The organism is Streptomyces sp. NPDC058001 (assembly GCF_042886315.1).
Classification (GTDB): Bacteria; Actinomycetota; Actinomycetes; order Streptomycetales; family Streptomycetaceae; genus Streptomyces.
Genome location: NZ_JBHVQT010000006.1, coordinates 141,785 through 164,795 on the forward strand (window position 1 = coordinate 141,785; position 23,011 = coordinate 164,795).

Below are 23,011 nucleotides of genomic sequence, written 5' to 3' on the forward strand. Positions count from 1 at the left end.
CGCGGCGGACGTGTCGCCGCGCGGGGCGGCGGCGCGCTACTCGGCGGTGATGGCCCGCAGTACGTCCAGACGTGCCGCGCGCCGTGCCGGGCGGAGCGCCGCGAGGGCTCCGGCGGTGAGGCCCACCAGCGCCACCACGGCGAGCCGGCCCGGCGGAAGTGCGAACGCGAAGGCGCTGTCGGACGCCCCGTCGGACGCCTTGACGAGCACCCAGCCGAGGAACCCACCGAGCACCAGACCGCCCGTCGTACCGAACGCGGCGACGAGCACCGACTCCCAGCGGACCATGGCCCGCAGTTGGGACCTGGTCTGGCCGACGGCCCGCAGCAGACCGAGTTCGCGGGTGCGTTCGTGGACCGCGAGGGTCAGCGTGTTGGCGATGCCGAGCATGGCGATCAGGACCGCGAGGGCGAGCAGCGCGTAGACGAGGGTGAGCATCATGTCGATGCCGCCCGCCGACGACTGCGCGTACGCGTCCCGGGTCTGCACCTCCGGGTTGCCGTACCGGGCGGCGACCTTCTTCACGGCCGCCGTGCCGTCGCCCGTGCTCACGCCGGGCCTGAAGGACACCGCGACGAGGGTGTCGGAGTCCTGGATACGGTGTGGCGCCCATGCCTCGCGGCTGATGACGTAGTCCCCCACCAGCTCCGACCGACCGTAGACGGCGCGGACCGTGAAGGGTTCCTTCTTGCCGTCGGTGAAGGTGAGTTCGGCGGTGGATCCGGGTTGCAGGCCCTGGCGTACGGCCTCCTTCTCGTTGATCGCGATGCCGTGGGCGCCGAGTCCGTCCAGGGAGCCCTTGACGGTGCCGAGGTCGAAGGTCCGGGCGAGGGCCACCGGGTCCGTGACGGTCAGGGCGCGTCCCTCACCGTCGACCTCCGCGACGCCCCGGCCGAGTCCGACGGCGGTGGCCACCTCGGGCAGCCGCCCGACGGCGGGGGCCAGTGCGGGGCTGAGGCCGCTGCCTCCGGCGCCGAACGACGGGGTGCTTACGGCGACATCGCCCGCGAAGGACCGGTCGACGGTCTGGTTCATGGTGGCCTTCAGCGAGGCGCCGAACACGGTGAACAGGGAGACGACGGCGACCCCGATCATCAGGGCGCCCGCGGTGGCGGCGGTGCGTTTGGGGCTGCGCAGCGCGTTGCGCCGGGCCAGGCCGCCGGTGATGCCGCGCAGCATGTCGAGCGGGCCGCCGATGACCCGTACCGCGGTGGACGACGCGACGGGGCCGAGGACCACGAAGGCGGCGAGGGCCAGGACCGCGCCGAGACCGGCGAGCCAGACCGAGGGGGTGACGAGTACACCGGCGAGTGTGGTGCCCGCGGCGAGCGCGACGAGCGCGGTGCCTGTGACCGCGCGGGACCGGGACGCGCCGGACTGGTCGACGGCGGTCTCGCGCAGCGCGGCGAGGGGCGCGGTGCGTCCGGCGCGGACCGCCGGGAGCAGTGCGGAGCCGAGGCAGACCAGGATGCCGACGGCGAGCGGAAGGCCCATCGACAGGCCGCTGATCACCAAGTCGCCCTCGGGGAACGGGAATCCGATCGCCGGGAACAGGACCTGGAGTCCGGCGGCGATCCCGATGCCGCCGGCGATGCCCACGGCGGACGCGGCGACGGCCACGGCGGTCGCCTCCACCAGTGTCGACATGGTGACCTGGCGGCGGGACGCGCCGAGCGCGCGCAGGAGCGCGTTCTCGCGGGTGCGCTGGGCGACGACGATCGCGAACGTGTTGTGGATGGAGAACGTCGCGACCAGCAGGGCGATGCCGGAGAACACCAGCAGGAAGGTGGTGAAGAGGTCCAGGAACTGGCCGGAGATCATGTCGGTGTTCTCCTGCGCCGACTCCTGCCCGGTCAGCGCCTCGACCCCGGCCGGCAGTACGGGCCGCAGGGCGTCGACGAGTTCCCGCTGGCCGGTGCCCGGCGCGGCGCGCACCTGGATGCTCGCCGCCTCACCGGGCTTGGGGGTCAGATACTTCTCGGCGTCCGCCTGTGTCATGCCGGTGAAGGTCACCTGGGCCATGCCGTCCGCGCCACCGAAGGTCGCCAGGCCGACGATCCGTACCCGTACGGGGCCGGGGGTGCGCAGCGTCGTCGTGTCACCGATCGCGAGGCCGCCCTGCCGGGCGGCGCCCCGGTTGACGACGACCTCGCCGGGCTTCGACGGCGCGTGTCCGGCGGCGAGTTGATACGGGTTCAGCCGCGGGTCTGTGATCCAGTTGCCGGCGAGCGTGGGTGGGCCCTGACCGCCGATCGGTGTGCCGTCGCCGCCGACGAGCTGTCCCGCGCCCTGAATGTTGGGGACGGCGGCGGCCACGCCGGGCACCTTCTCCAGCGCGCCGACGAGCGAGGTCGCGACGGGCCGTCGCACGCCCTGGCTCTCGCCGGGCGTGGTGATGGTGTCGGCGCTGCGTACGACGGCGTCGGTGCCGCTGGTGGCGTTGCCGAACATGGTGCTGAAGCTCGCGCGGAGCGTGTCGCCCATGACGAGGGTGCCCGCCAGGAAGGCGACGCCGAGCAGGACCGCGAAGAAGGTGCCCGCGAAGCGGCGTTTGTGGGCGCGCAGCGAGGCGACGCTGAGGCGGGCGGCGGTGGAACCGGCACTCATGACGCGCCCTCCCCGAACACGCCGGCGGTACCGGAAGCCCCAGCGGCCCCTGAGACTCCAGCGGCCCCGACCATTCCAGCGAGCCCGGCGGCTCCGGAAGTGGTCCTCGTACCGGCCGCGTCGAACGCCTTCAACCGGTCGAGCACCCGCTCGGCGGTGGGTGCCTCCATCCGGTCGACGAGGCGCCCGTCCGCGAGGAAGACGACCTCGTCGGCGTGGGCGGCGACGACCGGGTCGTGGGTGACCATGACGACGGTACGGTCCATCTGCCGCACGGCGCGGCCGAGCAGCCGTAGCACCTCGTCGCCGGAGCGTGAGTCGAGGTTGCCCGTCGGTTCGTCGGCGAAGACGACCTCGGGCTGCCCGGCGAACGCCCGTGCCACGGCGACGCGTTGCTGCTGTCCGCCGGACAGCTCGGACGGCCGGTGGTGGAGCCGGTCGCGCAGGCCGACGACGTCGATCAGGGCGTCGACCCATTCGCGTGCGCCGCGGCGGCCCGCGAGGTCCATCGGGAGGGTGATGTTCTCCGCGACGGTCAGCGTGGGCACCAGGTTGAACGCCTGGAACACGAAGCCGACGCGGTCGCGGCGCAGCAGGGTCAGCCTGCGGTCGTCGAGGCTGCTCAGGTCGGTGTCGCCGATGAAGGCGGTGCCCGAGGTGAGCGTGTCCAGCCCCGCCGCGCAGTGCATCAGGGTGGACTTGCCGGACCCGGAGGGCCCCATGATCGCGGTGAAACGGCCGGCCGGGAAGCCGACCGTCACCCCGTCCAGGGCCCGCACGGCGGTGTCCGACGAGCCGTACACCTTGACGGCTCCTTCGACCCGGGCGGCCGTCCGAGTGGCGGTGACCGTCATGCCGCACCGCCCTTGGTACGGCCGTACGGGTCGCTCTGGCGGCCGAACTGCTCGTCCAGGACGGAGAGCCGGCGCCAGTACTCGTCCTCGTCGATCTCGCCGGAGGCGAAGCGGCGCCCGAGCACCGCGATGGGTGCGTCACCGGTGGGGCGCTCGCCCGGGGGCCGCCCCTCGCCGGTCGGGCGCCACGGGCCGCGACGGCCGCGCCAGACGGTGCGGCGCAGCACGGTGACGACGCCGATGACGACCGCCGCCCAGATGAGCGGGAAGAACAGGATCCACGGGCCGGGCCCGCCGTTCCAGTCGGCCAGGGTCTGCATGGGAAGTCATCTCCTCGGGAGCGGCCCCGGTCGATGCCGGGTGTCCGGTGGTTTCTCGATGCTTCGAGACTCGCTCCGGAGGGGGGTCGACGTCGTCGTACGGCCAGCGGCAGTGCGCGTACCTCCGCGGGAGTACGGAGGGGGGCCGGGGGCTGCTCCCGAGGGCCCTGTTGGAGGTGCGAGGCTGCTCCGGCGGGGCGTGGCAGGGCGTGCGCCGGAGCGAGTTCCTGCTCGTGTGCCGGAGCGAGTTCCGGCTCGTGTGCCGGAGCGGCTTCTACCGGGGCGCCCTCAGGTCAGCGCCGCGAGCGGGTCGTCGAGTACCGGCTGCCACGCCAACTCGGCCGCGCCCACCAGGCTGTTGTGGTCCAGCGTGCACGGCAGGATGGGCACGCCCCCGCTGCGCCCCCACAGACTGCGGTCGGCGACCACCGCGCGCAGGCGTTCCGGGTCGGCGTCGAGGAGCGCCCGGTGCAGGCCGCCGAGGATGATGCGGTCCGGGTTGAGAATATTGACCAGGCCCGCGAGTCCGAGGCCGAGCCGGTCGATCAGCGCCTCGGTGGCCATCCGGATCGCCGGGTCGTCGTACCGCGTGGCGATGAGGTCGAGCGACTGCCGCAGCAGGGACTCCTCGGGTCCCGGCCTGCGGCCCGCCTCGGTGAGGAAGGCCAGCGGGTCGGTCTCGACGTCGAGACAGCCACGGCTGCCGCAGTGGCAGGGGCGGCCCTCGGGGTTGACGGTGAGATGGCCGACCTCCAGGGCGAGGCCCGAACTGCCGGTGTGCAGGCGCCCGTCGAGCACGAGGGCGCCGCCGACCCCGCGGTGCCCGGTGGCGACGCAGAGCAGGTCGCGGGCGCCGCGGCCGGCGCCGTGCCGGTGCTCGGCGAGCGCGGCGAGGTTGACGTCGTTCGCGGCGAACGCGGGTCCCTTGAGGCCGGCCGCGCGGACCTGCTCGGCGAAGATCTCCCGCACCGGCGCACCGGCGGGCCACGCCAGGTGCAGCGGATTGAGAGCGGTGCCCTCGGGTTCGGCGACGGCGGACGGCACGGCGAGTCCGGCGCCCACGCAGCGGCGCCCGGTGTCACGGAGCAGTTCGACACCGGCGGCGACGACGGCGCCGAGTACCTGGGCCGGGTCGGCGTCGACGGTCTCGCAGCCCGGTGCGGTGGCGACGATCCGGCCGCCGAGTCCGACGAGCGCCGCGCGGAAGCCGTCGGCGTGCACCTGGGCGGCGAGTGCCACGGGCCCCTTGTCGGCGACTTCGAGCCGGTGCGAGGGGCGGCCCTGGGAGCCGGCCGCCGCGCCGGGGTGGGAGTCGACCCGGATGAGGCCCAGCGCCTCCAGTTCGGCGGCGACCGCGCCGGCCGTCGCCCTGGTCACGCCGAGTTCCGCGGTGAGGACGGCACGGGTCGGGGCGCGCCCGGTGTGGACGAGTTCCAGGGCGGGTCCGAGCGCGCTGCGCCCTCGCTCCAGCCGGGTACGCGTGGACACTTCCCCCGCCGTTCTCGGCGCCGCCTTGCCGTTCATGGGGGCGAGTCTCCCATGATCGTGCGCTGTTGCCTCCTCGGGTGATCGCACCGTCATTCCCCCTCGGTGAACCCGCTCACGCGCAAGGTGACGTTCAGTCGCCCGCGCAGCCCCAGCCCGGCGGGCGCGGTGCCCGCGTGGACGCGCGGCACCCCGTGATACGCGAGTCGGCTCTCGCCGCCGAAGACGAACAGGTCACCGCTGTGCAGGGGCACGTCCGTCCAGGGCCGCCCGCGCGCGTGGGCGTTGCCGAACCGGAAGACGCAGGTGTCCCCGAGGCTCAGGGACACCACGGGGTCGTCGGCGCGTTCGTCGCTGTCCCGGTGCATGCCCATCCGGGCGTCCTCGTCGTAGAAGTTGACGAGGGCGATGTCGTAGGCGGCCGTGCACGGGCCGTCTCCGTAGGCGTCGCTGACTCCTTGGCACGCGAGGTCGCCGAGCCAGGCGGGGAACGGTTTCACCGGGGAGCCGTCGCCGTCCACGACCGTGTCCGCGTAGCCGTACGGGTACCAGTGCCGGCCGAGGCAGACCTGCCGGGCGCTCATGGTGCCGCCGCCCGGGGTGCGGACGGTGCGCAGTCCCGCGGGCGGGCGGGCCCAGTCCCGGCAGGCGGCGACCAGGGCGCGCTGGCGCTCGGCCGACAGCCATCCCGGGACGTGGACCGCCCCGGGGGCGATCTCCGCCATGGGGCGGGGAAAGAGTGCGCCGCTGCTCATCGGTGCCATCCTCGCACCGGGGGGCACGCCGGGGGCGGTCGTCGCGTCAGCCGCTGCTCGGTGCCGGGTCCTGGGGCACGGTCACGTCGCGCTGCGGCGGCATGCGGGACTCGACCACATGCGGGCGCAGGGCACCGCGGGGCCGGGCGGGGCCGCCTCTGCCGGCGGGCTGCCGGGCGGCGCGCAGTTCCCGCAGCTCTCGTTCCGTGGCCAGTAATCGCTGGTGTGCCGCGTACAGATAGCCGACCTTGGTGCACAGGGTCCAGGGGTCGATCGGCTTCAGCAGCAGGTCGGCGACGCCGAGCTGGAAGGCTTCGGACGACAGTGCCGCGTCCAGTCCGAACCCGGTGAGCAGGACGACGGGTATCGACTGGGTCTGCTCGACCCTGCGCATGTAGCGCACGACGTCCAGGCCGCTGACGCCCGGCATCCGGACGTCGAGGAGGAGCAGTCCCACTTGTCCGCGCAGGACTTCCTTCAGGGCCGCGTCACCGCTCGTGGCGCGGGTGATCTCGTGTCCGAGCGGTGCCAGTGCGTTTTCGAGCGCGTAGAGCGTGTCCTCGTGATCGTCGACGATGAGAATCTTGGCGTCCGACGGCATGCCGCATTTCCCCTCGCTTGGGGCCACCAGCTTATGCCCAGTGCGATCGGGTGCCTACAGAGCGTGGGACATAAGGCTGGTTCCGTTCCAGGTCCGCACCCGGAACGGAATCATGACCTCCGCGTCACCACGGTGCTCGGCATGCCGTCGGGTCGGCTGCCGTTCAGGGCGAGTGGGTTCCGCTTGTGTCCGGTCCGGGGGCGGTCCGTACGACGGTGAGCAGTCGGGACACGGTGTCCGCCATCGCCTCGCGTCCCACGCTCAGGTACTTGCGTGAGTCGACCGCCGCCGGGTGGGCGGCGAGGAATTCCCGGATGGCCCGGGTCATCGCGGCGTTCAGGGCGGTGCCGACATTGACCTTGGCGATTCCGCCGGCGACGGCCCGGGTCAGCTCGCCGTCCGGTACGCCCGACGAGCCGTGCAGGACGAGCGGGGCGTCCACCGCGAGGGCGAGCCGGTGCAGCAGGTCGTGGTCGAGGGTGGCGGTGCGGCTGGTCATGGCGTGCGAACTGCCGACCGCGACGGCCAGTGCGTCCACACCGGATTCGGCCACGAAGGCGCGGGCCTCGTCGGGGTCGGTACGGGCGCCGGGCGCGTGCGCGTCGAGCGGCGCCTGCCCCGCCTTGCCACCGACCTCGCCCAACTCGGCCTCGATCCACAGCCCTTGGGCATGGCCCCAGTCGGCGGCGGCCCGGGTCGCGGCGAGGTTGTCGGCGTACGGGAGGTGCGCCGCGTCGTACATCACGGAGCTGAACCCGGCGTCGGCCGCCTGCCGCAGCAGATCGTCGCTCTGTACGTGGTCGAGGTGCAGGGCCACGGGGACGGTGGCCTGTTCGGCGGCGGCGACGGCGGCGCGGGCCAGCGGGAGCAGCCGGCCGTAGCGGAACTTGACGGCGTTCTCGCTGATCTGGAGGACGACGGGAGCGTCCACCGCTTCGGCGCCCGCGACGACGGCCTCGACGTGTTCCAGCGTGATGACATTGAACGCGGCGACGGCGGTGCGGGCTTCGGCGGCCTGGGCGACGAGCGCGCCGGTTGCTGCGAGGGGCACGGCCCTTCCTTCCTCTGGGTCGAGTTGCTCTGGTCCGGACCGGTCAGGGGGAGGTGAGGATCACCGAGCGGGTGAGGTGGCGCGGGCTGTCGGGGTCCAGGCCCCGCGACGTGGCGACGGCGACGGCGAGCCGCTGGGCGCGGACGAGTTCGGCGAGCGGGTCGAGACCCCCCGCGATCCACAACCCGCCGGTGGCCCGCACCTGTTCGGCCAGTCCGTCGGGCGCGTCACCGAGCATCCAGGTCGCGGTGCCGTGGGTGGTGATGCTGATGGGTCCGTGGCGGTACTCCATCGCCGGGTACGCCTCGGTCCAGGCGAGGGCCGCTTCGCGCATCTTCAGCCCGGCCTCGTTGGCGAGCCCGACGGTCCAGCCGCGGCCGAGGAAGGTGAACTGGGTGCAGTCGACGAGTTCCTGGGGCAGCGGATCGGCGAGCGCGGTACGGGCGTCGGCGACCGCCGCGTCCGTGTGCAGTCCGGCGTGGGCCCGCAGCAGGGTGAGAGCGGTGGTCGCGAACCGGGTCTGGACGACCGACCGTTCGTCGGCGAAGTCCAGCACGACGACGTCGTCGGCCGCGCCCATGACGGGCGTGTGCGGGTCGGCGGTGATCGCGGTGGTACGGGTCGTGCCGCGCAGCCGTCCGAGGAGGTCGAGCACTTCGGTGGTGGTGCCGGAGCGGGTGAGCGCGACGACCCGGTCATAGGTACGGCCCTCGGGGAACTCCGACGCGGCGAACGCGTCGGTCTCGCCCTGGCCCGCGCCTTCCCGCAGGGCGGCGGCGGCCTGCGCCATGAACAGCGAGGTGCCGCAGCCGACGACGGCCACGCGCTCCCCGGCGGCCGGCAGCGCGGCGCCGTGGTCCGCCGCGATGTCCGCAGCGCGGGTCCAGCACTCGGGCTGGCTGTTCAGTTCGTTCTCGACATGGCTCATGCCGTGCCCACTCCCCTGGTTGCTTGTTTCTGCAAGATATAGCCTACTTTCGCGCACAATCAAGCATTCCAGAGAACACTCTGCGCTAAGGTCACCGCAACGCGAACAGACGAGGAACGGAGCATGCGGATGTCACGCGACGCCCGGTGGAAGTCCCTGCTCGACCTGCTCGTGGAGCGCGGCCGGCTCGATGTCGAGGAGGCGGCGACCGAGCTGGACGTGTCGGCGGCGACGATCCGGCGCGACTTCGACCAGCTCGCCGAACAGCAGATGCTGGTGCGCACGCGGGGCGGCGCGGTCGTGCACGGGGTCTCGTACGAACTGCCGCTCCGGTACAAGACCGCCCGTCGCGCGTCGGAGAAGCAGCGCGTCGCGAAGGCGGTCGCCGATCTGGTCGCGCCCGGCGAGGCGGTGGGGCTGACCGGGGGCACGACGACGACGGAGGTGGCGCGGGCGTTGGCCGTGCGCACCGATCTGGCAGCCGGTTCATCGGGTTCGCCCGTCGGGTCGTCCACGCCGTCGGGGCTGCCCGCGCTGACGATCGTGACGAACGCGCTCAACATCGCCAATGAACTCGCCGTACGGCCCCAGTTCAAGATCGTGCTCACCGGCGGCGTCGCCCGCCCCCAGTCGTACGAGCTGATCGGCCCGCTCGCGGACGGGGTGCTGAGCCAGATCACGCTGGATGTCGCGGTACTCGGCGTCGTCGGCTTCGACCCGGTCCAGGGTGCCAGCGCGCACGACGAGGCCGAGGCGGCGATCAACCGGCTGCTGTGCGAGCGCGCCGAGCGGGTCGTGGTGGCGGCCGACTCCAGCAAGCTCGGACGGCGCGCCTTCGCCCGGATCTGCGCGGCCGACCGGGTGGACACCCTGGTCACGGACACGGCGGCCGACCCGGACACGGTGGCCCGCTTCGAGGAGGCGGGGGTCACGGTCGTCACGGTGTGACGGGCGCGAGCCCGCCTGATCCGGCCGATGCGGCCGATCCGTCCGATGCGGGCGATGCGGCCGATCGCGTGGGCGGGAGTCGCGGTGACGGTGCCGACGGAAGTGTGGTGGCCGCGCCCGCCGGGGTCAGCGGGTGGTGTCGGTCCCGGCCTCGCCGACGACCCCGCAGGTGCTGCCGGAGGCCACGACGGGCGCCGCGTCCAGGACCCAGCGGTCTTCGTCCTGGACGGCGGACCATGCGCTGCACACCGGTCCCTGGCCCGGCACATCGGCGACGACCGTGATCACGGGGTGCGTCCCGCCTTCCGACACCGTGGCGCGGATGCGCTGGGGTCCGGCGTCGTCGAGCCGCTTCAGATAGTTCTTCGCATAGTTGTCCCCGGCGCTGTCGGAGTCGACCAGGCGGCCCAACTCGTCGTCGTCGCGGTCCGTGAGGGCTTGTTCCACGGCGGCGGTGAGGCCCTTCACCGTGGGTTCGCCGCCGGGCTCCTCGCGCACGATGGACACCACCACGACCGTCAGCCACGCGACCAGAACGGCCCCGCCGATCAGGGGGATCACGAGGGACGGCTGCTTCAGCCTGGCCCGCCACTTCTCGGCCATGGTGCGTCAACTCTCATAGCGGGATCCTGGTGCGAGCCGCGACAGTACCATCCGCGCTTCGACCCCTGTACCGAGGGCGCGAACGGGACAGCGTGTCCCGCGTTCCGTGTTCGGTGTTCGGTGTTCGGTGTTCCGAGGGGGGCCGCTTGCCCGCTGCCCTATGGCTCCCTACTCTGACTTTGTGCCGCTAATAAACAAAGTGCGACCGCGCAGCGCCGCGCGGAACGCCGACGACCTCACCCGCCTCCGTGCCGCCCTCACCGTCTTCTTCGCCATGGACGGCTTCGTCTTCGCCGGCTGGGTGGTACGGATCCCCGCGATCAAGGAGCAGACGGGGGCGTCGGCGAGCACGCTCGGTCTGGCGTTGCTCGGGGTCTCGGCCGGAGCGGTGATCACCATGACGCTCACCGGGCGGCTGTGCCGGCGCCTGGGCAGCCACCGGGTGACCCTGGGCTGCGCGGTGCTGCTCGCCCTGAGTGTCGCGCTGCCACCGCTGACGCACTCCCCGCTCGCGCTCGGCCTGGTGCTGTTGGTGTTCGGCGCGGCCTACGGCGGTCTGAACGTCGCCATGAACAGCGCGGCCGTCGATCTCGTGGCCGCGCTGCGGCGGCCCGTGATGCCCAGCTTCCACGCGGCGTTCAGCCTCGGCGGCATGCTCGGCGCGGGTCTCGGCGGCCTGGTCGCGAGCCATCTGTCTCCCACCCGGCATCTGCTCGCGCTCACCGTCGTCGGACTCGTGGTCACCGCGGTCACGGGCCGCGCCCTGCTGCGGTACGAGGCCCCGTCGCGGCCCGAGCCGCTACGGAAGGGCGCCGCCCCGCGCCGACTCGACCGCCGCACCCGCGGGTTGGTCCTGGTGTTCGGGGTGATCGCGCTGTGCACGGCGTACGGAGAAGGGGCCCTGGCCGACTGGGGAGCGCTGCACCTGGAGGAGGACCTGGCCGCGCATCCCGGGGTCGCGGCGGCCGGGTACTCGTGCTTCGCCGGGGCGATGACGATCGGCCGGCTGACCGGAACCACCCTCCTGGAACGGCTGGGGCGGACCCGGACCCTGGTAGCGGGCGGCGCGACGGCCGCGGTCGGCATGCTGGTCGGGGCGCTGGCCCCCTCGGTCTGGGCCGCCCTGGTCGGCTTCGCCGTCACCGGTCTCGGTCTGGCCAACATCTTCCCGGTGGCCATCGAGCGAGCCGGAGCCCTGGCGGGCCCGACCGGCGTGGCCGCCGCGTCCACGCTGGGCTACGGCGGCATGCTGCTCGGCCCGCCGGCGATTGGCTTCATGGCCGACTGGTTCTCCCTCCCGACCGCACTGACCAGCGTGGCGGTCCTGGCAGGAGTGGCCGGGGCGATCGGTTACCTGACGCGGGGGGCCGCGCGGGAGGAGCCGGCGGGGGCGTGACCGGAGAGCACGGGTGCGATCGCGGTGCGGTGCTCACGCGCGCCGGGTGAGCCGTCGAGGCCGGAGAGCACTGGCGCCGATGAGGTCCGGTGCTCACAGGTACCGTGGTCTACGCGTTCAAGAGCCCGCGAGTGTGTCTCAGGATTCGGCGAGCATCCGGGCGAGCACCGCTCTTTGGAGTGGCCGTACCTCGGTGGCCAGATCACGGCCCTTGGTGGTGAGACAGACCCGTACACCCCGGCGGTCCTCCTCGCACATCGCGCGCTCCACCAGACCGTCCTTCTCCAGTCGGCCGACGAGGCGGGACAGGGCACTCTGGCTCAGATGGACACGGGACGCGATCTCCTGCACACGGTAGGAGCAACCGCCGTCTTCCGAGTCGCCCTCGGCGAGGATGTCGAGGACCTCGAAGTCACTGGCGCCCAGACCGTGCCGGTGCAGTTCCCTGTCGAGTTCGCACATCGTGCGCGCATGTACGGCGAGGATGTCCCGCCACTGGTCCACGAGCACATGCTCGGCACTCTTCGCCGCCATGACGGCACGGTAGCAGAACATCGATGAATGTTGCATCGGAATTAAATGCACTTGCATTCAATGCACGCGCATGTACTGTGCTGCGCATGACCTCTCCGCTCACCGCAGCCGTCCCCAAGTCGGCGTCCGCGGAACGCTGGACCCCGCGCCTGTGGGGCACCTTGCTCGTGCTGTGCGCCGCGATGTTCCTGGACGCGCTCGACGTCTCGATGGTCGGCGTCGCCCTGCCGTCCATCGGTTCCGAACTCGACCTGTCCACCTCGACGCTCCAATGGATCGTCAGCGGCTACATCCTCGGCTACGGCGGTCTGCTGCTGCTCGGTGGACGCGCCGCCGACCTGCTGGGACGGCGCCGGGTGTTCCTGATCGCGCTCGGCGTGTTCGCCGTGGCCTCCCTGCTTGGCGGGCTCGTCGACTCGGGTCCGCTGCTCATCGCGAGCCGTTTCATCAAGGGCCTGAGCGCCGCGTTCACCGCGCCCGCCGGTCTCTCGATCATCACCACGACCTTCGCCGAGGGCCCGGTCCGCAACCGCGCGCTCGCCATCTACACCACCTGCGCCGCCACCGGTTTCTCCATGGGCCTGGTCCTGTCCGGCCTGCTCACCGAGGCCAGTTGGCGCCTGACGATGCTGCTGCCCGCGCCCATCGCGCTGATCGCGCTGCTGATCGGCATCAAGCTCATCCCGCACAGCGAGCGCGACGACACCCACCGCGGCTACGACATACCGGGCGCCGTCACCGGCACACTCTCGATGCTCCTGCTCGTGTTCACCGTGGTCCAGGCCCCGGACGTCGGCTGGGGCTCCGCGCGAACACTGCTCTCGTTCCTCATCGCCGCGATACTCCTCACCGTCTTCGTCGCGATCGAACGCCGTACCGCGAGTCCCCTGGTCCGGCTCGGCGTTCTCCGCTCGGGCAGCCAGGTCAGGGCCCAACTCGGTGCGATGGCGTTCTTCGGCTCGTACGTCGGATTCCAGTTCCTGGTGACCCTGTACATGCAGTCGCTGCTCGGCTGGTCGGCGCTGCACACCGCGCTGGCCTTCCTGCCGGCGGGCGCCCTGGTGGCACTGTCCTCGACCAAGGTCGGTGCGATCGTCGACCGGTTCGGCACGCCCCGGGTGATCGCGGTCGGCTTCGCCCTGATGGTCGTCGGGTACGCGCTCTTCCTCCGCGTCGATCTGAATCCGCACTACGCGGCCGTGATCCTGCCGACCATGCTGCTGATCGGCGCGGCCTGCGCGCTTGTCTTCCCCTCGCTCAACATCCAGGCAACCAACGGCGTGGCGGACCATGAACAGGGCATGGTGTCGGGCCTGCTGAACACCTCCGTCCAGGTGGGCGGCGCGATCTTCCTCGCGGTGGTCACCGCCGTCGTCACCGCGAACAGCCACGAGGGCGCCTCCGCGCGCGAAGTGCTCGACAGCTACCGCCCCGGCCTGGTCGTGATCACCGGAATCGCCCTGACCGGCCTGCTGGTCACGGTGACCGGGCTCCGTACCCGGCGCGACGGACAGCCGCGGCAGCACACGGTTCTGGTCGCCTCGTCGGAGCGGGACGCGGCGCGGCGGCGCGCGGAGGAAGCGGAGCGTGAGACCGCCGACGCCGAGTCAGTGGCGGCGCGCGACTGAGCCCTCAGGAGACGGGGAACCGAGCCAACCGAAAACGGGGGGGCGGGCCCGGCATACGGCGACCGCGACCGTACGCCGGGCCCGCACATGTCCGCGCCGACTCGGCGTCGGCCCCGATTCAACGTCGGCCCCGGCTCGCTGTCCGTCCCGGTTCAGCCCAGCCAGCCGGGCCTTACGAGGCCCGATTCGTAGGCCAGGACGACCAGTTGGGCCCGGTCGCGGGCGCCGAGTTTCACCATGGTGCGGCTGACGTGGGTCTTTGCGGTGAGCGGGCTGACGACGAGCCGACGGGCGATCTCCTCGTTGGAGAGTCCGATGCCGACCAGCGCCATCACCTCCCGCTCCCGCTCGGTGAGTTCGGCCAGCGAATCGGCGGCGGCCGGTTCCTTGGAGCGGGCGGCGAACTCGCCGATGAGCCGCCGGGTGACACCCGGCGACAGCAGCGCGTCCCCGTCGACCACGGCCCGTACCGCGCGCAGCAGTTCCTCCGGTTCGGTGTCCTTGACCAGGAAGCCGGAGGCACCCGCGCGGATCGCCTCGAAGACGTACTCGTCGAGTTCGAAGGTGGTGAGCATGACCACCTTCACCTGACGCAGGTCCCCGTCGCCGGTGATACGGCGGGTGGCGGCGAGTCCGTCGAGCAGCGGCATCCGGATGTCCATCAGGACGACATCGGGGCGCAGTTCGCGTACCGCGCGGAGCGCCGCTTCCCCGTCGGCGGCCTCGCCCGCGACCTCGATGTCGGGCTGCGCGTCGAGCAGTGCCTTGAACCCGGCCCTGACCAGCGACTGGTCGTCCGCGAGCAGTACACGGATCACCGCTCTCCCTGTCACCGGTCCTCCCTTCACCGCTCCTCCTGTCACCGGTCCTCGCGTCACCGGTCCTCCTTGCGCGGCAGTACGGCGGACACCCGGAAACCACCGTCGGGACGGGGACCCGCCTCGATCGTGCCACCGAGCGCGGCTGCACGCTCCCGCATTCCGGCGAGCCCGTTGCCGCTGCCACCCGCGTCGGCCCCGGTCGCGGGACCGTCGTCGTCGACCTGGATCCGTACCCCGCCGGCCTCGTACCGCACCACCACGCGCGCGTGCCGTGATCCCGAGTGGCGGACGATGTTCGTCAGCGCCTCCTGGACGATACGGAACGCGGCCAGGTCCATGCCCGGCGGCAGCGATCCCGTACCACCGGGTGCGCCCTCCGTGGTGACCCGCACGGTGAGTCCGGCGCTCGCGGCCTGTTCGACCAGTTCGGGGAGCCGGTCGAGGCCCGGCGCGGGCGCGCGCGGGGCGTCACCGGGGGTGCGGAGCGTGTCGAGGACCTGACGGACCTCGCCCAGGGCCTCCTTGCTGGCCGCCTTGATGGTGGTCAGCGCCGAGCGTGCCTGTTCCGGGTCGGAGTCGAGGAGCGCGAGGCCCACGCCCGCCTGCACATTGATGACGGAGATGCTGTGGGCGAGGACGTCGTGCAGTTCGCGCGCGATGCGCAGCCGCTCCTCGTCGGCCCGCCGGGCGGCGGCCTGGCGCCGCTCGGCCCGGTCGCGCTCCCACTGCTCACGGCGGACACGGCCCAGCTCCGAGAGCGCGACGACGGCGACGAGCCAGGTGGCGATGACCGCTTCCTGCCCCCAGGACGCCGGGTGGTCGCCCGCCGGGGGCAGCCAGCGGTAGAGCCAGTGCGCGATGAGCAGATGCCCCGCCCACCACATCCCCGCCGCCGACCAGGCCGCGACGCGATGTCCGGTGACGACCGCGCTGAAGCAGCCCACGACGAGCGTGAGGAAGACGGGTCCGTACGGGTATCCGGCGCCGAGGTAGACCAGGGTTGTCGCCGCCGTGCCGTAGGCGACGAACACGGGGTGGCGCTTGCGCCACAGCAGCATGGCCGTGCCGGCGACCAGGAGCAGCCGGGCGTAGACGTCCAGTTGCTGACGGTCCGTCTGGCCGTGTGCGGCGAAGGTGGAGCCGACGAGGACGAAGACGGTGACCAGCAGTGTCGAGCGCCAGGGCCACTTCTTCGTAGGGTCCTCGCCGCCGTCGGAGTCGTCGCCCCGGCCGCCCCACCACGGCGGCCCCGGCCATCGCCGGTGCGACGGCCCGCCCCTCGCCCAGGGCGGACCGCCGCACCGGCGCGCGCGCAGCTCTTCCATGTCGGCCACGCTAGACGCCGTGGGCCGCCCGGGGCGTCAGCCGGACGTGGCGATCACACGTACTCCCCGGGGAGTACGTCGGCCTGTCTCCACGTGCCGGTCCTGCCGGCCCTGTCGGCACCCGCCGGTCCTGTCTCCGCGCCCTACGTGGGCGGGGCGTCGTCGTCGACCGGCAGTCCCACCCCGTGCGCGAGGCGCGTGACGGCGTACGTGAAGAACGCGTCCCGGTCCTCGACGACCTGGTCGAACTGTCCGAACACCTCGAAGCCGACCAGGCCGTACAACTGCGCCCACGACGCGACAAGCGCGGTCATCACCTCGGGGGGCAGGTCGGGCGCCAGGTCGTCGGCCATGCGCTCCGCCTCGGGGCGCAGACCGGACGGCAGCGGCGGCAGCGTCACCCCTCGGCCGAACCGGGCCTCCCTGACGACGTCGATGAGCAGCAGCCCGACCCGGGCGGCGGACGGAATCGTCGTCTCGGGAGCGGTGTAGCCGGGCACGGGCGAACCGTAGATCAGCTCGTACTCGTGCGGATGCTTCAGCGCCCAGCCGCGCACCGCCTCGCACACCGCGACCCAGCGGCGCGCGGGTGGCTCCTCGTCCGTCTTCGCGTGGGCCGCCTCCGCCGTCACACCGAGGGAGTCGTAGGCGTCGATGATCAGGGCCGTCAGCAGGTCGTCACGGCTCGGAAAGTAGCGGTAGAGGGCCGACGAGACCATGCCGAGTTCCCTGGCCACCGCGCGCAGCGACAGTTTGGCGGCCCCTTCGGCCGCGAGCTGTCTGCGCGCCTCGTCCTTGATGGCGGCGGTGACTTCGATACGGGCTCGTGCGCGGGCTCCTTGTGTGGTGCTCATGGGAGGAGTCTGCCATGTCGCGAGAGCGGCGCGCACAAACGAGATCGTCGTACGCAAATGTGTTCAGTGCATACGTTCGAGAGCACTGCTCTTGCTTTGGGGCGCCGAACTGTTCCATACTGACGTCAGGAACCGAGAGCAGCGCTCTCGATCGGCGCTCTTGTCGAGCGTTCTCGTTCCGGCTCTCGTTCTCGCTCTCGCTCTGCACCTGGAAGGCGCCATGTCCACGACCTACATCAAGCCGAACTCCTTCGACCGGATGCTCAACACGTCCATCGGCTGGCTCGCGCGACGGGGCGTCAGCCTGATGGGTACGGCCGAGCTGTCCGTGATCGGCCGCAAGAGCGGCGAGTGGCGCCGTACGCCGGTCAATCTGCTCCCGTACGAAGGGGGGCCGTATCTGGTCTCGGCGCGCGGCCACTCCGAGTGGGTGCGCAACATGCGGGCGGCCGGCGGGGGACGTCTCCAGGTCGGGCGCCGGACGCAGGAGTTCACGGCGGTCGAGCTGCCCGACGAGGAGAAGCCGGAGATCCTGCGTACCTACCTCAAGAAGTGGGGCTGGGAGGTGGGCCGCTTCTTCGGTGACGTGACCGCCGACTCGACGGACGACGAACTGCTCGCGGCGGCGCACCGGCACCCGGTCTTCCGGATCACCGTGAAGCACTGACCGTCACCGACCGGCGCTCCCACCCCCGCGCGCGCCCCCAAGACCGGCTGCTACCGGCCGCTACCGGTCGATGGACGACAGGACGCGGCCCGCCATCGGATGCGTGCGTACGATCTCGCCCAGGGTGGTCGAGCCACGGGTGATGCGTGCGAATGCCTTCCAGGCGGGACGGAAACCGGTGATGGCGGCGTGCAGGATGCCGGGTCTGCGCTCGAACACCGTCAGCATGCGCTTGCCGACGCTCATCTCGACACCGAGTCCCGCCTTCACGGCGAAGGCGTAGTTCAGCGCCTGGCGGCGGGCGTCCACCGCGTCGTGGGACTCGGCGATCCGGACCGCCCACTCCCCCGCGAGCCGCCCCGACCGCAGGGCGAACGAAATGCCCTCACGGGTCCAGGGCTCCAGCAGCCCCGCCGCGTCCCCGCACACCAGGACCCGCCCGCGCGACAGCGGCGAGTCGTCGGCGCGGCAGCGCGTGAGATGCCCGGACGAGATGCTCGGCTCGAATCCGGCGAGACCGAGGCGGGCGATGAAGTCCTCCAGATACCGCTTGGTTGCGGAGCCCTCCCCGCGCGCGGAGATGACGCCGACCGTCAGCGTGTCGCCCTTGGGGAACACCCAGCCGTAACTGCCGGGCGTGGGGCCCCAGTCGATGAGGACGCGGCCCTTCCAGTCCTCGGCGACGGTGGGCGGCACCGGGATCTCCGCCTCCAGACCGAGGTCGACCTGGTCGAGTTTCACCCCGACATGGGCCCCTATCCGGCTGGCGCTGCCGTCCGCGCCGACGACCGCGCGCGCGAGCAACGTCTCGCCGCCCTGGAGGATCACCGCGACCGTGCGCCGGTCGGGGACGGCCGCGCCGTGCTGCTCGACCCGTGAAACGGTGGCACCGGTACGGAGTTCGGCGCCCGCCTTCTGTGCGTGCTCCACGAGTTGCTGGTCGAACTCCGACCGGTTCACCAGGCCGAACAGGATCTGCTTGGAGCGGCGGGTGCGGCTGTACTTGCCGTCGAGTGTGAATGTGACCGCGTGCACCCGGTCGCGCAACGGCAGGTCGAAACCGGGCGGCAGCGAGTCGCGGGAGGGGCCGATGATGCCGCCACCACATGTCTTGTAGCGGGGTAGTTCGGCCTTTTCGAGGAGCAGGACCCGGCGTCCGGCGACCGCAGCCGCATAGGCGGCGGACGCTCCCGCGGGTCCCGCCCCGATCACGACCACGTCCCACACCTGCCGGGCGTCGTCCGAAGAGTTCTCGCTGCTCACGTTGGTATACCGCTCCCGATCCCACAGCCTGCCGCGCTTCTTCCGGGCATCCTACGGCGGGCGCCGACGGTCCCCGCTGTGGGAGGATCGACGACACTTGCGCCGTGCACACAAGCACGCGCGAAACGCCCACACGTACCCGTACTCACCCAGGTACAACGTCGCACCCATGAGGAGCGTGCCCATGTCGCCGAATCCGATGTCCGAGACCGTCGCCTCGCTGCTGCCGAGGGCCCGTACGGAACTCGCGGAGCTGGTGGCCTTCAAGTCGGTTGCGGACTTCGAGCAGTTCCCGCGCAGCGAGAGTGAGGGCGCCGCGAACTGGGTCGCGGACGCGCTGCGCGCCGAGGGCTTCCAGGACGTGGCCCTGCTCGACACCCCGGACGGCACCCAGTCCGTGTACGGGTTCCTGCCGGGCCCCGAGGGCGCGCCGACGGTGCTCCTGTACGCGCACTACGACGTGCAGCCGCCGCTCGACGAGTCGGCGTGGCAGTCCCCGCCGTTCGAACTCACCGAGCGGAACGGCCGCTGGTACGGACGGGGTGCCGCGGACTGCAAGGGCGGTCTGATCATGCACCTGTTGGCGCTGCGCGCGCTGAAGGCGAACGGCGGGGTCCCGGTGGGCGTGAAGGTGATCGCCGAGGGCTCCGAGGAGCAGGGCACGGGCGGTCTGGAGCGGTACGCGGAGGAACACCCCGAGCTGTTGAGGGCCGACACGATCGTGATCGGTGACACGGGCAACTTCCGGGTGGGGCTGCCGACGGTGACCTCGTCGCTGCGCGGTATGACCCTGGTGCGGGTCGCGGTGGACGCCCTGGAGGGCAATCTGCACTCGGGTCAGTTCGGCGGGGCGGCGCCCGACGCGCTGGCGGCGCTGGTGCGGGTACTCGACTCGCTGCGCGCGCAGGACGGTTCGACCACGGTGGACGGGCTCGCGTCGGACGGGGTGTGGGAGGGGTTGCAGTATCCGGAGGACGACTTCCGCAAGGACGCGAAGGTACTCGACGGGGTGGAGCTGATCGGTTCCGGCACGATCGCCGACCGGCTCTGGGCGCAGCCCGCGGTCACCGTCCTGGGCATCGACTGCCCGCCGGTGGTGGGTGCGACGCCGTCCGTGCACGCGCACGCACGCGCGCTGGTGAGCCTTCGAGTGCCGCCGGGCGTCGACGCCGGCCAGGCGACCAAGCTGCTGATGGCCCACCTGGAGAGCCGTACGCCGTGGGGTGCGCGGGTGCGGGTGGAGCAGGTCGGTCAGGGTCAGCCGTTCCGCGCGGACACGGAGAGCCCCGCGTACGCCGCGATGGCCGAGGCGATGAGTGTGGCCTACCCGGGTGAGGAGATGCAGTACGCGGGTCAGGGCGGCTCGATTCCGTTGTGCAACACCCTGGCGACCCTGTACCCGGAAGCGGAGATCCTGCTGATCGGCCTCAGCGAGCCGGAGGCCCAGATCCACGCGGTCAACGAGAGCGTGTCACCGGAGGAACTGGAGCGCCTGTCATTGACGGAAGCACTGTTCCTCCAGAACTACGCGACCAGCACCCCCACGACCAACTGACCCGACGTATCGCCGACATCCGGGGGCGGTGCCGGGGAGCCAGAACGATCCAGCCGGGGTCGGCGCCCGCCCGCCGGTCATGTGGGAGGAGTTCTCGGCCGGCTCCGGTTACGCTCCGGCTCCGGTGCCCTTCTCCGTGTCGGCCACGGCGATGGCGAATCCGAGGGCTTTGGTCATGCGGGTCGCTGCCGCCATCACCCGGGCCGTACCGACGACGGGCGCGATGGCCACCAGGACGTCCTGCACCTGGTCGGCGGTCACGCCGACCTCCGTGCCGGCGCCGATGTGGGCGACGTACGAGATCTCCGGCGCGTCCATGGCGACCAGGGCCGCGATGCGCGTGAGGACCAGATGGTCCGCGGAAAGGCCACAGCGTTCGACCGAGTCGAGGGTCATGGCCGCGAGAGTGTCGAGAACGGGGGTATCGGATGCTGTCGTCATCAGGCTCATCTCCTGGGGAGGGGTCGGGAGCCGACGCGAGTGTCGAAGGGAAGCAGGGTCCTGCTCCGCACGCCGGACACCCTCTGTTTCGACCATAGACCAGTCCCACCTGCGCGCATCCCGATAGCCCTGCGGCACCCGAGGGGCCGACCACATGCGCCGTTTCGCGCGGACCGGCCGCCAAATGGCGTGACCTGGGTGACGGAACATGAGCGCGCGGTCCGCCCGGCCCCGGGGCCGTTCGGACGGAAAGTGCGGCATGGACGGCCGCGCTTCTTGTCCGCGGGGCGCGGCGGTGCTGCGGTGTATCAGCTACTGGCACCGTCTCGCCGGGTTCAGGTCGGCGTGGAAGCGGCAGAGGGGCGGCGCCGCGCATGCCGCCGGGGCGGTCCGGACAGTGCGCCGGTTCCTCGCACCGCAGGAGAGTCGCGGTCTGTCCGGCAGGGACAGGAGGGGCGGCCTCGCCGCTGACCGGTACCGCACTCCGGCGTCCTACCCACGACGGCGAGCTTCGGAGCGTGTGATGGTCCTTGACTTGTTGCTGATCGGCCTGGGGATCACCCTGGAGCCGTTCCCGCTCGTGGCGTTCGTCCTGGTGCTGTCGGCCGAGCGGGGCGTGCGGAAGGCGCTCGCCTTCATCCTCGCCTGGCTGGCCTGTCTGGTCGGTGTCATCGCCGCGGTGCTGCTGCTGACCGGCGGTCATCCGCCCGCCCACAAGACGGGTGGATCGACAGCGGCGATCACCGTCAAGCTGGTGGTGGGCGTCGGGCTGATCATGTACGGCGAGTACAAGCGGCGAACAGCCGGGCGTCCACGCAAGACGCCGAAGTGGCTGGCACGGCTGCACGAGGTGAATTCCTGGACCGCGGCCGGGCTGGCAGTCCTGCTCCAGCCGTGGGGGCTGGTCGCCGCCGGCGCCGCCACGGTGGTCGAGGCGAACCTCAACCACGGCGCCACCTACCTCGCCCTGCTCGGCTTCTGCCTGGTGGCGACGGCGAGTCAGCTCACGCTGGAGCTCTACGCGGTCTTCGCCCCCAGGACCGCGGGCGCACGACTTGAACGGCTGAGCAACTGGTTGGACAACCACCATGACCAGGCCATCGTGGTTCTCTCCCTGCTCATCGGCTTCTGGCTGGTCGGCAAGAGCATCTCGCAGCTCGTCTGAGCGCGGCATGGGTCGGTCCTTCGCGAAACCGGCTCCGGTTACACCTGTACTCCCGTTACACCGGTACTCCCGACTCCAGGTAGATCGCCGCCCCCCGCTCCCGCGCGCGCAGCGCCCACCGCAGGCGTTCGTAGCGCACGGGCGGCAGGAGGTGTCGGGCCTCCTCCTCGGTGGCGAAGCGGCAGCCGCGTAGTTCGGGTCCCGGCAGCAGCAGGTCGGTGACCCTGGTCGCGTCGAGTCGGCCGCCGTCGAAGAGGAGGCGCAGTCCGCCGTAGGCCGGGGGTGACGGGGGTTCCCAGTCAAGGACGAGCAGGCGCGGTACGTCGGCAAGGCGCAGGCCCGTCTCCTCGGCGACTTCGCGCAGTCCCGCGCGCGCGGGTGCCTCACCGGGCTCGACAACGCCGCCGGGGAACTCCCAGCCCGCCTTGTACGTGGGGTCCACGAGGAGCACGCGGTCCTCGGCGTCGAAGAGGAGGACCCCGGCGGCGACGGTCTCGCCGGTGGGTTCGGGTGTCTGGACGATGTCGCTGACGGGCGCGTCGCCGGTGCGGACGGCGTCGGCGATCCGTACGGCGGTGTCGTAGGGGGTGAGGGCGCTGGTGTCGATCAGGTGGGCGTCGGCGGCGAGCCATCCGGCGAGGGCGGTGCGGTAGGGCTCGATGTGCTCGTAGCACCACTGTCGGACGCGTATCTCGCCGTCGGGCAGGTCGGGTGGTATCTCGCGTGCGGCGATGCGTCCGCGCAGGATCGTTTCCGCCGGGGCGAGGAGCAGATGCCGTACGGAGATACGGCGGGCGGCGAGACCACCGAAGATCTCGTCGCGGTACTCCTGGCGCAGCAGGGTCATGGGGACGACGAGGACTCCGTCGACCTCGGCGAGCAGTGCGGCGGCGGTGTCGACGACGAGGCGTCGCCAGATCGGCAGGTCCTGGAAGTCGCTCACCTCGGCGAGGCGCTTGGGCGGCAGCAGGTGGGCCAGTGCGCCGCCGATGACCTCGGGGTCGAAGAGCGTGCTGTTCGGGATCAGGTCGATCAGTTCCCGTGCGGTGGTCGTCTTGCCCGCACCGAACGCGCCGTTGATCCAGACGATCACGGTTCCCCCTCTTCTGTTGGCCCCCTGTGGCTTGCCCGGAACACCCTGCCACGGAAACCAGGGGTCGAAGAGGGCTCCCTTACCGGCTCCTTACCGGCCACTTACCGGCCAAGTTGT

Annotated in this window: 22 protein-coding genes; 6 read left to right on the forward strand and 16 right to left on the reverse strand. The window is 71.8% G+C overall.

The genetic code is table 11. The features are described 5' to 3' along the window. Positions 1-36 precede the first annotated feature (36 nt). The 8 genes from ACFVT5_RS16150 to ACFVT5_RS16185 all read right to left on the reverse strand — a co-directional run bounded on the left by ACFVT5_RS16150 (position 37) and on the right by ACFVT5_RS16185 (position 8,601). The gene (locus ACFVT5_RS16150) at positions 37-2,607 is read right to left on the reverse strand and encodes an ABC transporter permease (protein ID WP_389887064.1); all 2,571 of its coding nucleotides are present in this window, start codon (positions 2,605-2,607) and stop codon (positions 37-39) included. Next, positions 2,604-3,461 carry an ABC transporter ATP-binding protein gene (locus ACFVT5_RS16155; RefSeq protein WP_389887067.1) on the reverse strand — a complete coding sequence of 286 codons (858 nt, stop codon included), beginning with the start codon at positions 3,459-3,461 and terminating at the stop codon, positions 2,604-2,606. The genes ACFVT5_RS16150 and ACFVT5_RS16155 overlap by 4 nt, the downstream gene beginning before the upstream one ends. Continuing rightward, positions 3,458-3,781, reverse strand: coding sequence for an SHOCT domain-containing protein (locus ACFVT5_RS16160; protein WP_389887070.1), 324 nt, complete (start codon positions 3,779-3,781; stop codon positions 3,458-3,460). The genes ACFVT5_RS16155 and ACFVT5_RS16160 overlap by 4 nt, the downstream gene beginning before the upstream one ends. 288 nt (positions 3,782-4,069) lie before the next feature. Further along, the gene (locus tag ACFVT5_RS16165; protein ID WP_389887073.1) at positions 4,070-5,305 is read right to left on the reverse strand and encodes an ROK family protein; all 1,236 of its coding nucleotides are present in this window, start codon (positions 5,303-5,305) and stop codon (positions 4,070-4,072) included. 53 nt (positions 5,306-5,358) lie between these two features. After that, positions 5,359-6,021: an alpha-ketoglutarate-dependent dioxygenase AlkB family protein gene (locus ACFVT5_RS16170; protein WP_389887077.1), complete on the reverse strand. Its 663-nt coding sequence runs from the start codon at positions 6,019-6,021 to the stop codon at positions 5,359-5,361. 46 nt (positions 6,022-6,067) lie between these two features. Then, positions 6,068-6,622: a two-component system response regulator gene (locus ACFVT5_RS16175; protein ID WP_389887080.1), complete on the reverse strand. Its 555-nt coding sequence runs from the start codon at positions 6,620-6,622 to the stop codon at positions 6,068-6,070. A gap of 163 nt (positions 6,623-6,785) precedes the next feature. Continuing rightward, a complete protein-coding gene (locus ACFVT5_RS16180) occupies positions 6,786-7,673 on the reverse strand; it encodes a ketose-bisphosphate aldolase (protein ID WP_389887083.1) in 888 nt (295 codons plus the stop codon). Positions 7,674-7,716: 43 nt separating this feature from the next. Further along, on the reverse strand, positions 7,717-8,601 hold the full coding sequence (locus ACFVT5_RS16185; RefSeq protein ID WP_389887086.1) for an SIS domain-containing protein: 885 nt from the start codon (positions 8,599-8,601) through the stop codon (positions 7,717-7,719). Between the two features lie 129 nt (positions 8,602-8,730). On the opposite strand from ACFVT5_RS16185, the gene ACFVT5_RS16190 reads away from it, so the two are divergent. Next, entirely contained in the window at positions 8,731-9,549 is an 819-nt protein-coding gene (locus ACFVT5_RS16190) for a DeoR/GlpR family DNA-binding transcription regulator (RefSeq protein ID WP_389888136.1), read from the forward strand. A 126-nt stretch (positions 9,550-9,675) separates the two neighbouring features. Here the strand turns inward: ACFVT5_RS16190 and ACFVT5_RS16195 are convergent, their stop codons facing one another. Beyond that, positions 9,676-10,152 carry a hypothetical protein gene (locus ACFVT5_RS16195; RefSeq protein WP_389887089.1) on the reverse strand — a complete coding sequence of 159 codons (477 nt, stop codon included), beginning with the start codon at positions 10,150-10,152 and terminating at the stop codon, positions 9,676-9,678. 274 nt (positions 10,153-10,426) lie between these two features. Here ACFVT5_RS16195 and ACFVT5_RS16200 point away from each other — a divergent pair, with 274 nt between their 5' ends. Continuing rightward, positions 10,427-11,548: an MFS transporter gene (locus ACFVT5_RS16200; protein ID WP_389888139.1), complete on the forward strand. Its 1,122-nt coding sequence runs from the start codon at positions 10,427-10,429 to the stop codon at positions 11,546-11,548. 138 nt (positions 11,549-11,686) lie between these two features. On the opposite strand, the gene ACFVT5_RS16205 is transcribed toward ACFVT5_RS16200, so the two are convergent. Beyond that, positions 11,687-12,082 carry a MarR family winged helix-turn-helix transcriptional regulator gene (locus ACFVT5_RS16205; RefSeq protein WP_389887092.1) on the reverse strand — a complete coding sequence of 132 codons (396 nt, stop codon included), beginning with the start codon at positions 12,080-12,082 and terminating at the stop codon, positions 11,687-11,689. Between the two features lie 86 nt (positions 12,083-12,168). Here ACFVT5_RS16205 and ACFVT5_RS16210 point away from each other — a divergent pair, with 86 nt between their 5' ends. Then, on the forward strand, positions 12,169-13,710 hold the full coding sequence (locus ACFVT5_RS16210; RefSeq protein ID WP_389887095.1) for an MFS transporter: 1,542 nt from the start codon (positions 12,169-12,171) through the stop codon (positions 13,708-13,710). Between the two features lie 152 nt (positions 13,711-13,862). Here ACFVT5_RS16210 and ACFVT5_RS16215 read toward each other — a convergent pair whose 3' ends face one another. The 3 genes from ACFVT5_RS16215 to ACFVT5_RS16225 form a co-directional block, all read right to left on the reverse strand. Then, the gene (locus tag ACFVT5_RS16215) at positions 13,863-14,528 is read right to left on the reverse strand and encodes a response regulator (protein WP_389887098.1); all 666 of its coding nucleotides are present in this window, start codon (positions 14,526-14,528) and stop codon (positions 13,863-13,865) included. Between the two features lie 56 nt (positions 14,529-14,584). Then, positions 14,585-15,856, reverse strand: a complete 1,272-nt coding sequence (locus ACFVT5_RS16220; RefSeq protein ID WP_389887101.1) for a sensor histidine kinase — start codon at positions 15,854-15,856, stop codon at positions 14,585-14,587. A 143-nt stretch (positions 15,857-15,999) separates the two neighbouring features. Further along, complete coding sequence (locus tag ACFVT5_RS16225; protein WP_389887104.1) at positions 16,000-16,710, reverse strand: TetR/AcrR family transcriptional regulator; 711 nt, start codon at positions 16,708-16,710, stop codon at positions 16,000-16,002. Positions 16,711-16,930: 220 nt separating this feature from the next. Here ACFVT5_RS16225 and ACFVT5_RS16230 point away from each other — a divergent pair, with 220 nt between their 5' ends. After that, positions 16,931-17,377 carry a nitroreductase family deazaflavin-dependent oxidoreductase gene (locus tag ACFVT5_RS16230; RefSeq protein WP_389887107.1) on the forward strand — a complete coding sequence of 149 codons (447 nt, stop codon included), beginning with the start codon at positions 16,931-16,933 and terminating at the stop codon, positions 17,375-17,377. Positions 17,378-17,437: 60 nt separating this feature from the next. Here ACFVT5_RS16230 and ACFVT5_RS16235 read toward each other — a convergent pair whose 3' ends face one another. Continuing rightward, on the reverse strand, positions 17,438-18,640 hold the full coding sequence (locus tag ACFVT5_RS16235; RefSeq protein ID WP_389887110.1) for a geranylgeranyl reductase family protein: 1,203 nt from the start codon (positions 18,638-18,640) through the stop codon (positions 17,438-17,440). Positions 18,641-18,824: 184 nt separating this feature from the next. On the opposite strand from ACFVT5_RS16235, the gene ACFVT5_RS16240 reads away from it, so the two are divergent. Beyond that, positions 18,825-20,195 carry a dipeptidase gene (locus ACFVT5_RS16240; protein ID WP_389887113.1) on the forward strand — a complete coding sequence of 457 codons (1,371 nt, stop codon included), beginning with the start codon at positions 18,825-18,827 and terminating at the stop codon, positions 20,193-20,195. A gap of 108 nt (positions 20,196-20,303) precedes the next feature. Here ACFVT5_RS16240 and ACFVT5_RS16245 read toward each other — a convergent pair whose 3' ends face one another. Then, positions 20,304-20,636 carry a carboxymuconolactone decarboxylase family protein gene (locus tag ACFVT5_RS16245; RefSeq protein WP_389887116.1) on the reverse strand — a complete coding sequence of 111 codons (333 nt, stop codon included), beginning with the start codon at positions 20,634-20,636 and terminating at the stop codon, positions 20,304-20,306. Between the two features lie 523 nt (positions 20,637-21,159). On the opposite strand from ACFVT5_RS16245, the gene ACFVT5_RS16250 reads away from it, so the two are divergent. After that, positions 21,160-21,801, forward strand: coding sequence for a GAP family protein (locus ACFVT5_RS16250; protein WP_389887119.1), 642 nt, complete (start codon positions 21,160-21,162; stop codon positions 21,799-21,801). A gap of 55 nt (positions 21,802-21,856) precedes the next feature. Here the strand turns inward: ACFVT5_RS16250 and ACFVT5_RS16255 are convergent, their stop codons facing one another. Next, a complete protein-coding gene (locus tag ACFVT5_RS16255; protein WP_389887122.1) occupies positions 21,857-22,894 on the reverse strand; it encodes an NUDIX domain-containing protein in 1,038 nt (345 codons plus the stop codon). Positions 22,895-23,011 lie beyond the last annotated feature (117 nt).

Bases quoted from the DNA above. Each gene is read 5' to 3' on its own strand.
- ACFVT5_RS16150 (WP_389887064.1), bottom strand. From the start codon at position 2,607: ATGAGTGCCGGTTCCACCGCCGCCCGCCTCAGCGTCGCCTCGCTGCGC.
- ACFVT5_RS16155 (WP_389887067.1), bottom strand. From the start codon at position 3,461: ATGACGGTCACCGCCACTCGGACGGCCGCCCGGGTCGAAGGAGCCGTC.
- ACFVT5_RS16160 (WP_389887070.1), bottom strand. From the start codon at position 3,781: ATGCAGACCCTGGCCGACTGGAACGGCGGGCCCGGCCCGTGGATCCTG.
- ACFVT5_RS16165 (WP_389887073.1), bottom strand. From the start codon at position 5,305: ATGAACGGCAAGGCGGCGCCGAGAACGGCGGGGGAAGTGTCCACGCGT.
- ACFVT5_RS16170 (WP_389887077.1), bottom strand. From the start codon at position 6,021: ATGAGCAGCGGCGCACTCTTTCCCCGCCCCATGGCGGAGATCGCCCCC.
- ACFVT5_RS16175 (WP_389887080.1), bottom strand. From the start codon at position 6,622: ATGCCGTCGGACGCCAAGATTCTCATCGTCGACGATCACGAGGACACG.
- ACFVT5_RS16185 (WP_389887086.1), bottom strand. From the start codon at position 8,601: ATGAGCCATGTCGAGAACGAACTGAACAGCCAGCCCGAGTGCTGGACC.
- ACFVT5_RS16190 (WP_389888136.1), top strand. From the start codon at position 8,731: ATGTCACGCGACGCCCGGTGGAAGTCCCTGCTCGACCTGCTCGTGGAG.
- ACFVT5_RS16195 (WP_389887089.1), bottom strand. From the start codon at position 10,152: ATGGCCGAGAAGTGGCGGGCCAGGCTGAAGCAGCCGTCCCTCGTGATC.
- ACFVT5_RS16200 (WP_389888139.1), top strand. From the start codon at position 10,427: ATGGACGGCTTCGTCTTCGCCGGCTGGGTGGTACGGATCCCCGCGATC.
- ACFVT5_RS16205 (WP_389887092.1), bottom strand. From the start codon at position 12,082: ATGGCGGCGAAGAGTGCCGAGCATGTGCTCGTGGACCAGTGGCGGGAC.
- ACFVT5_RS16210 (WP_389887095.1), top strand. From the start codon at position 12,169: ATGACCTCTCCGCTCACCGCAGCCGTCCCCAAGTCGGCGTCCGCGGAA.
- ACFVT5_RS16220 (WP_389887101.1), bottom strand. From the start codon at position 15,856: ATGGAAGAGCTGCGCGCGCGCCGGTGCGGCGGTCCGCCCTGGGCGAGG.
- ACFVT5_RS16225 (WP_389887104.1), bottom strand. From the start codon at position 16,710: ATGAGCACCACACAAGGAGCCCGCGCACGAGCCCGTATCGAAGTCACC.
- ACFVT5_RS16230 (WP_389887107.1), top strand. From the start codon at position 16,931: ATGTCCACGACCTACATCAAGCCGAACTCCTTCGACCGGATGCTCAAC.
- ACFVT5_RS16240 (WP_389887113.1), top strand. From the start codon at position 18,825: ATGTCGCCGAATCCGATGTCCGAGACCGTCGCCTCGCTGCTGCCGAGG.
- ACFVT5_RS16245 (WP_389887116.1), bottom strand. From the start codon at position 20,636: ATGACGACAGCATCCGATACCCCCGTTCTCGACACTCTCGCGGCCATG.
- ACFVT5_RS16250 (WP_389887119.1), top strand. From the start codon at position 21,160: ATGGTCCTTGACTTGTTGCTGATCGGCCTGGGGATCACCCTGGAGCCG.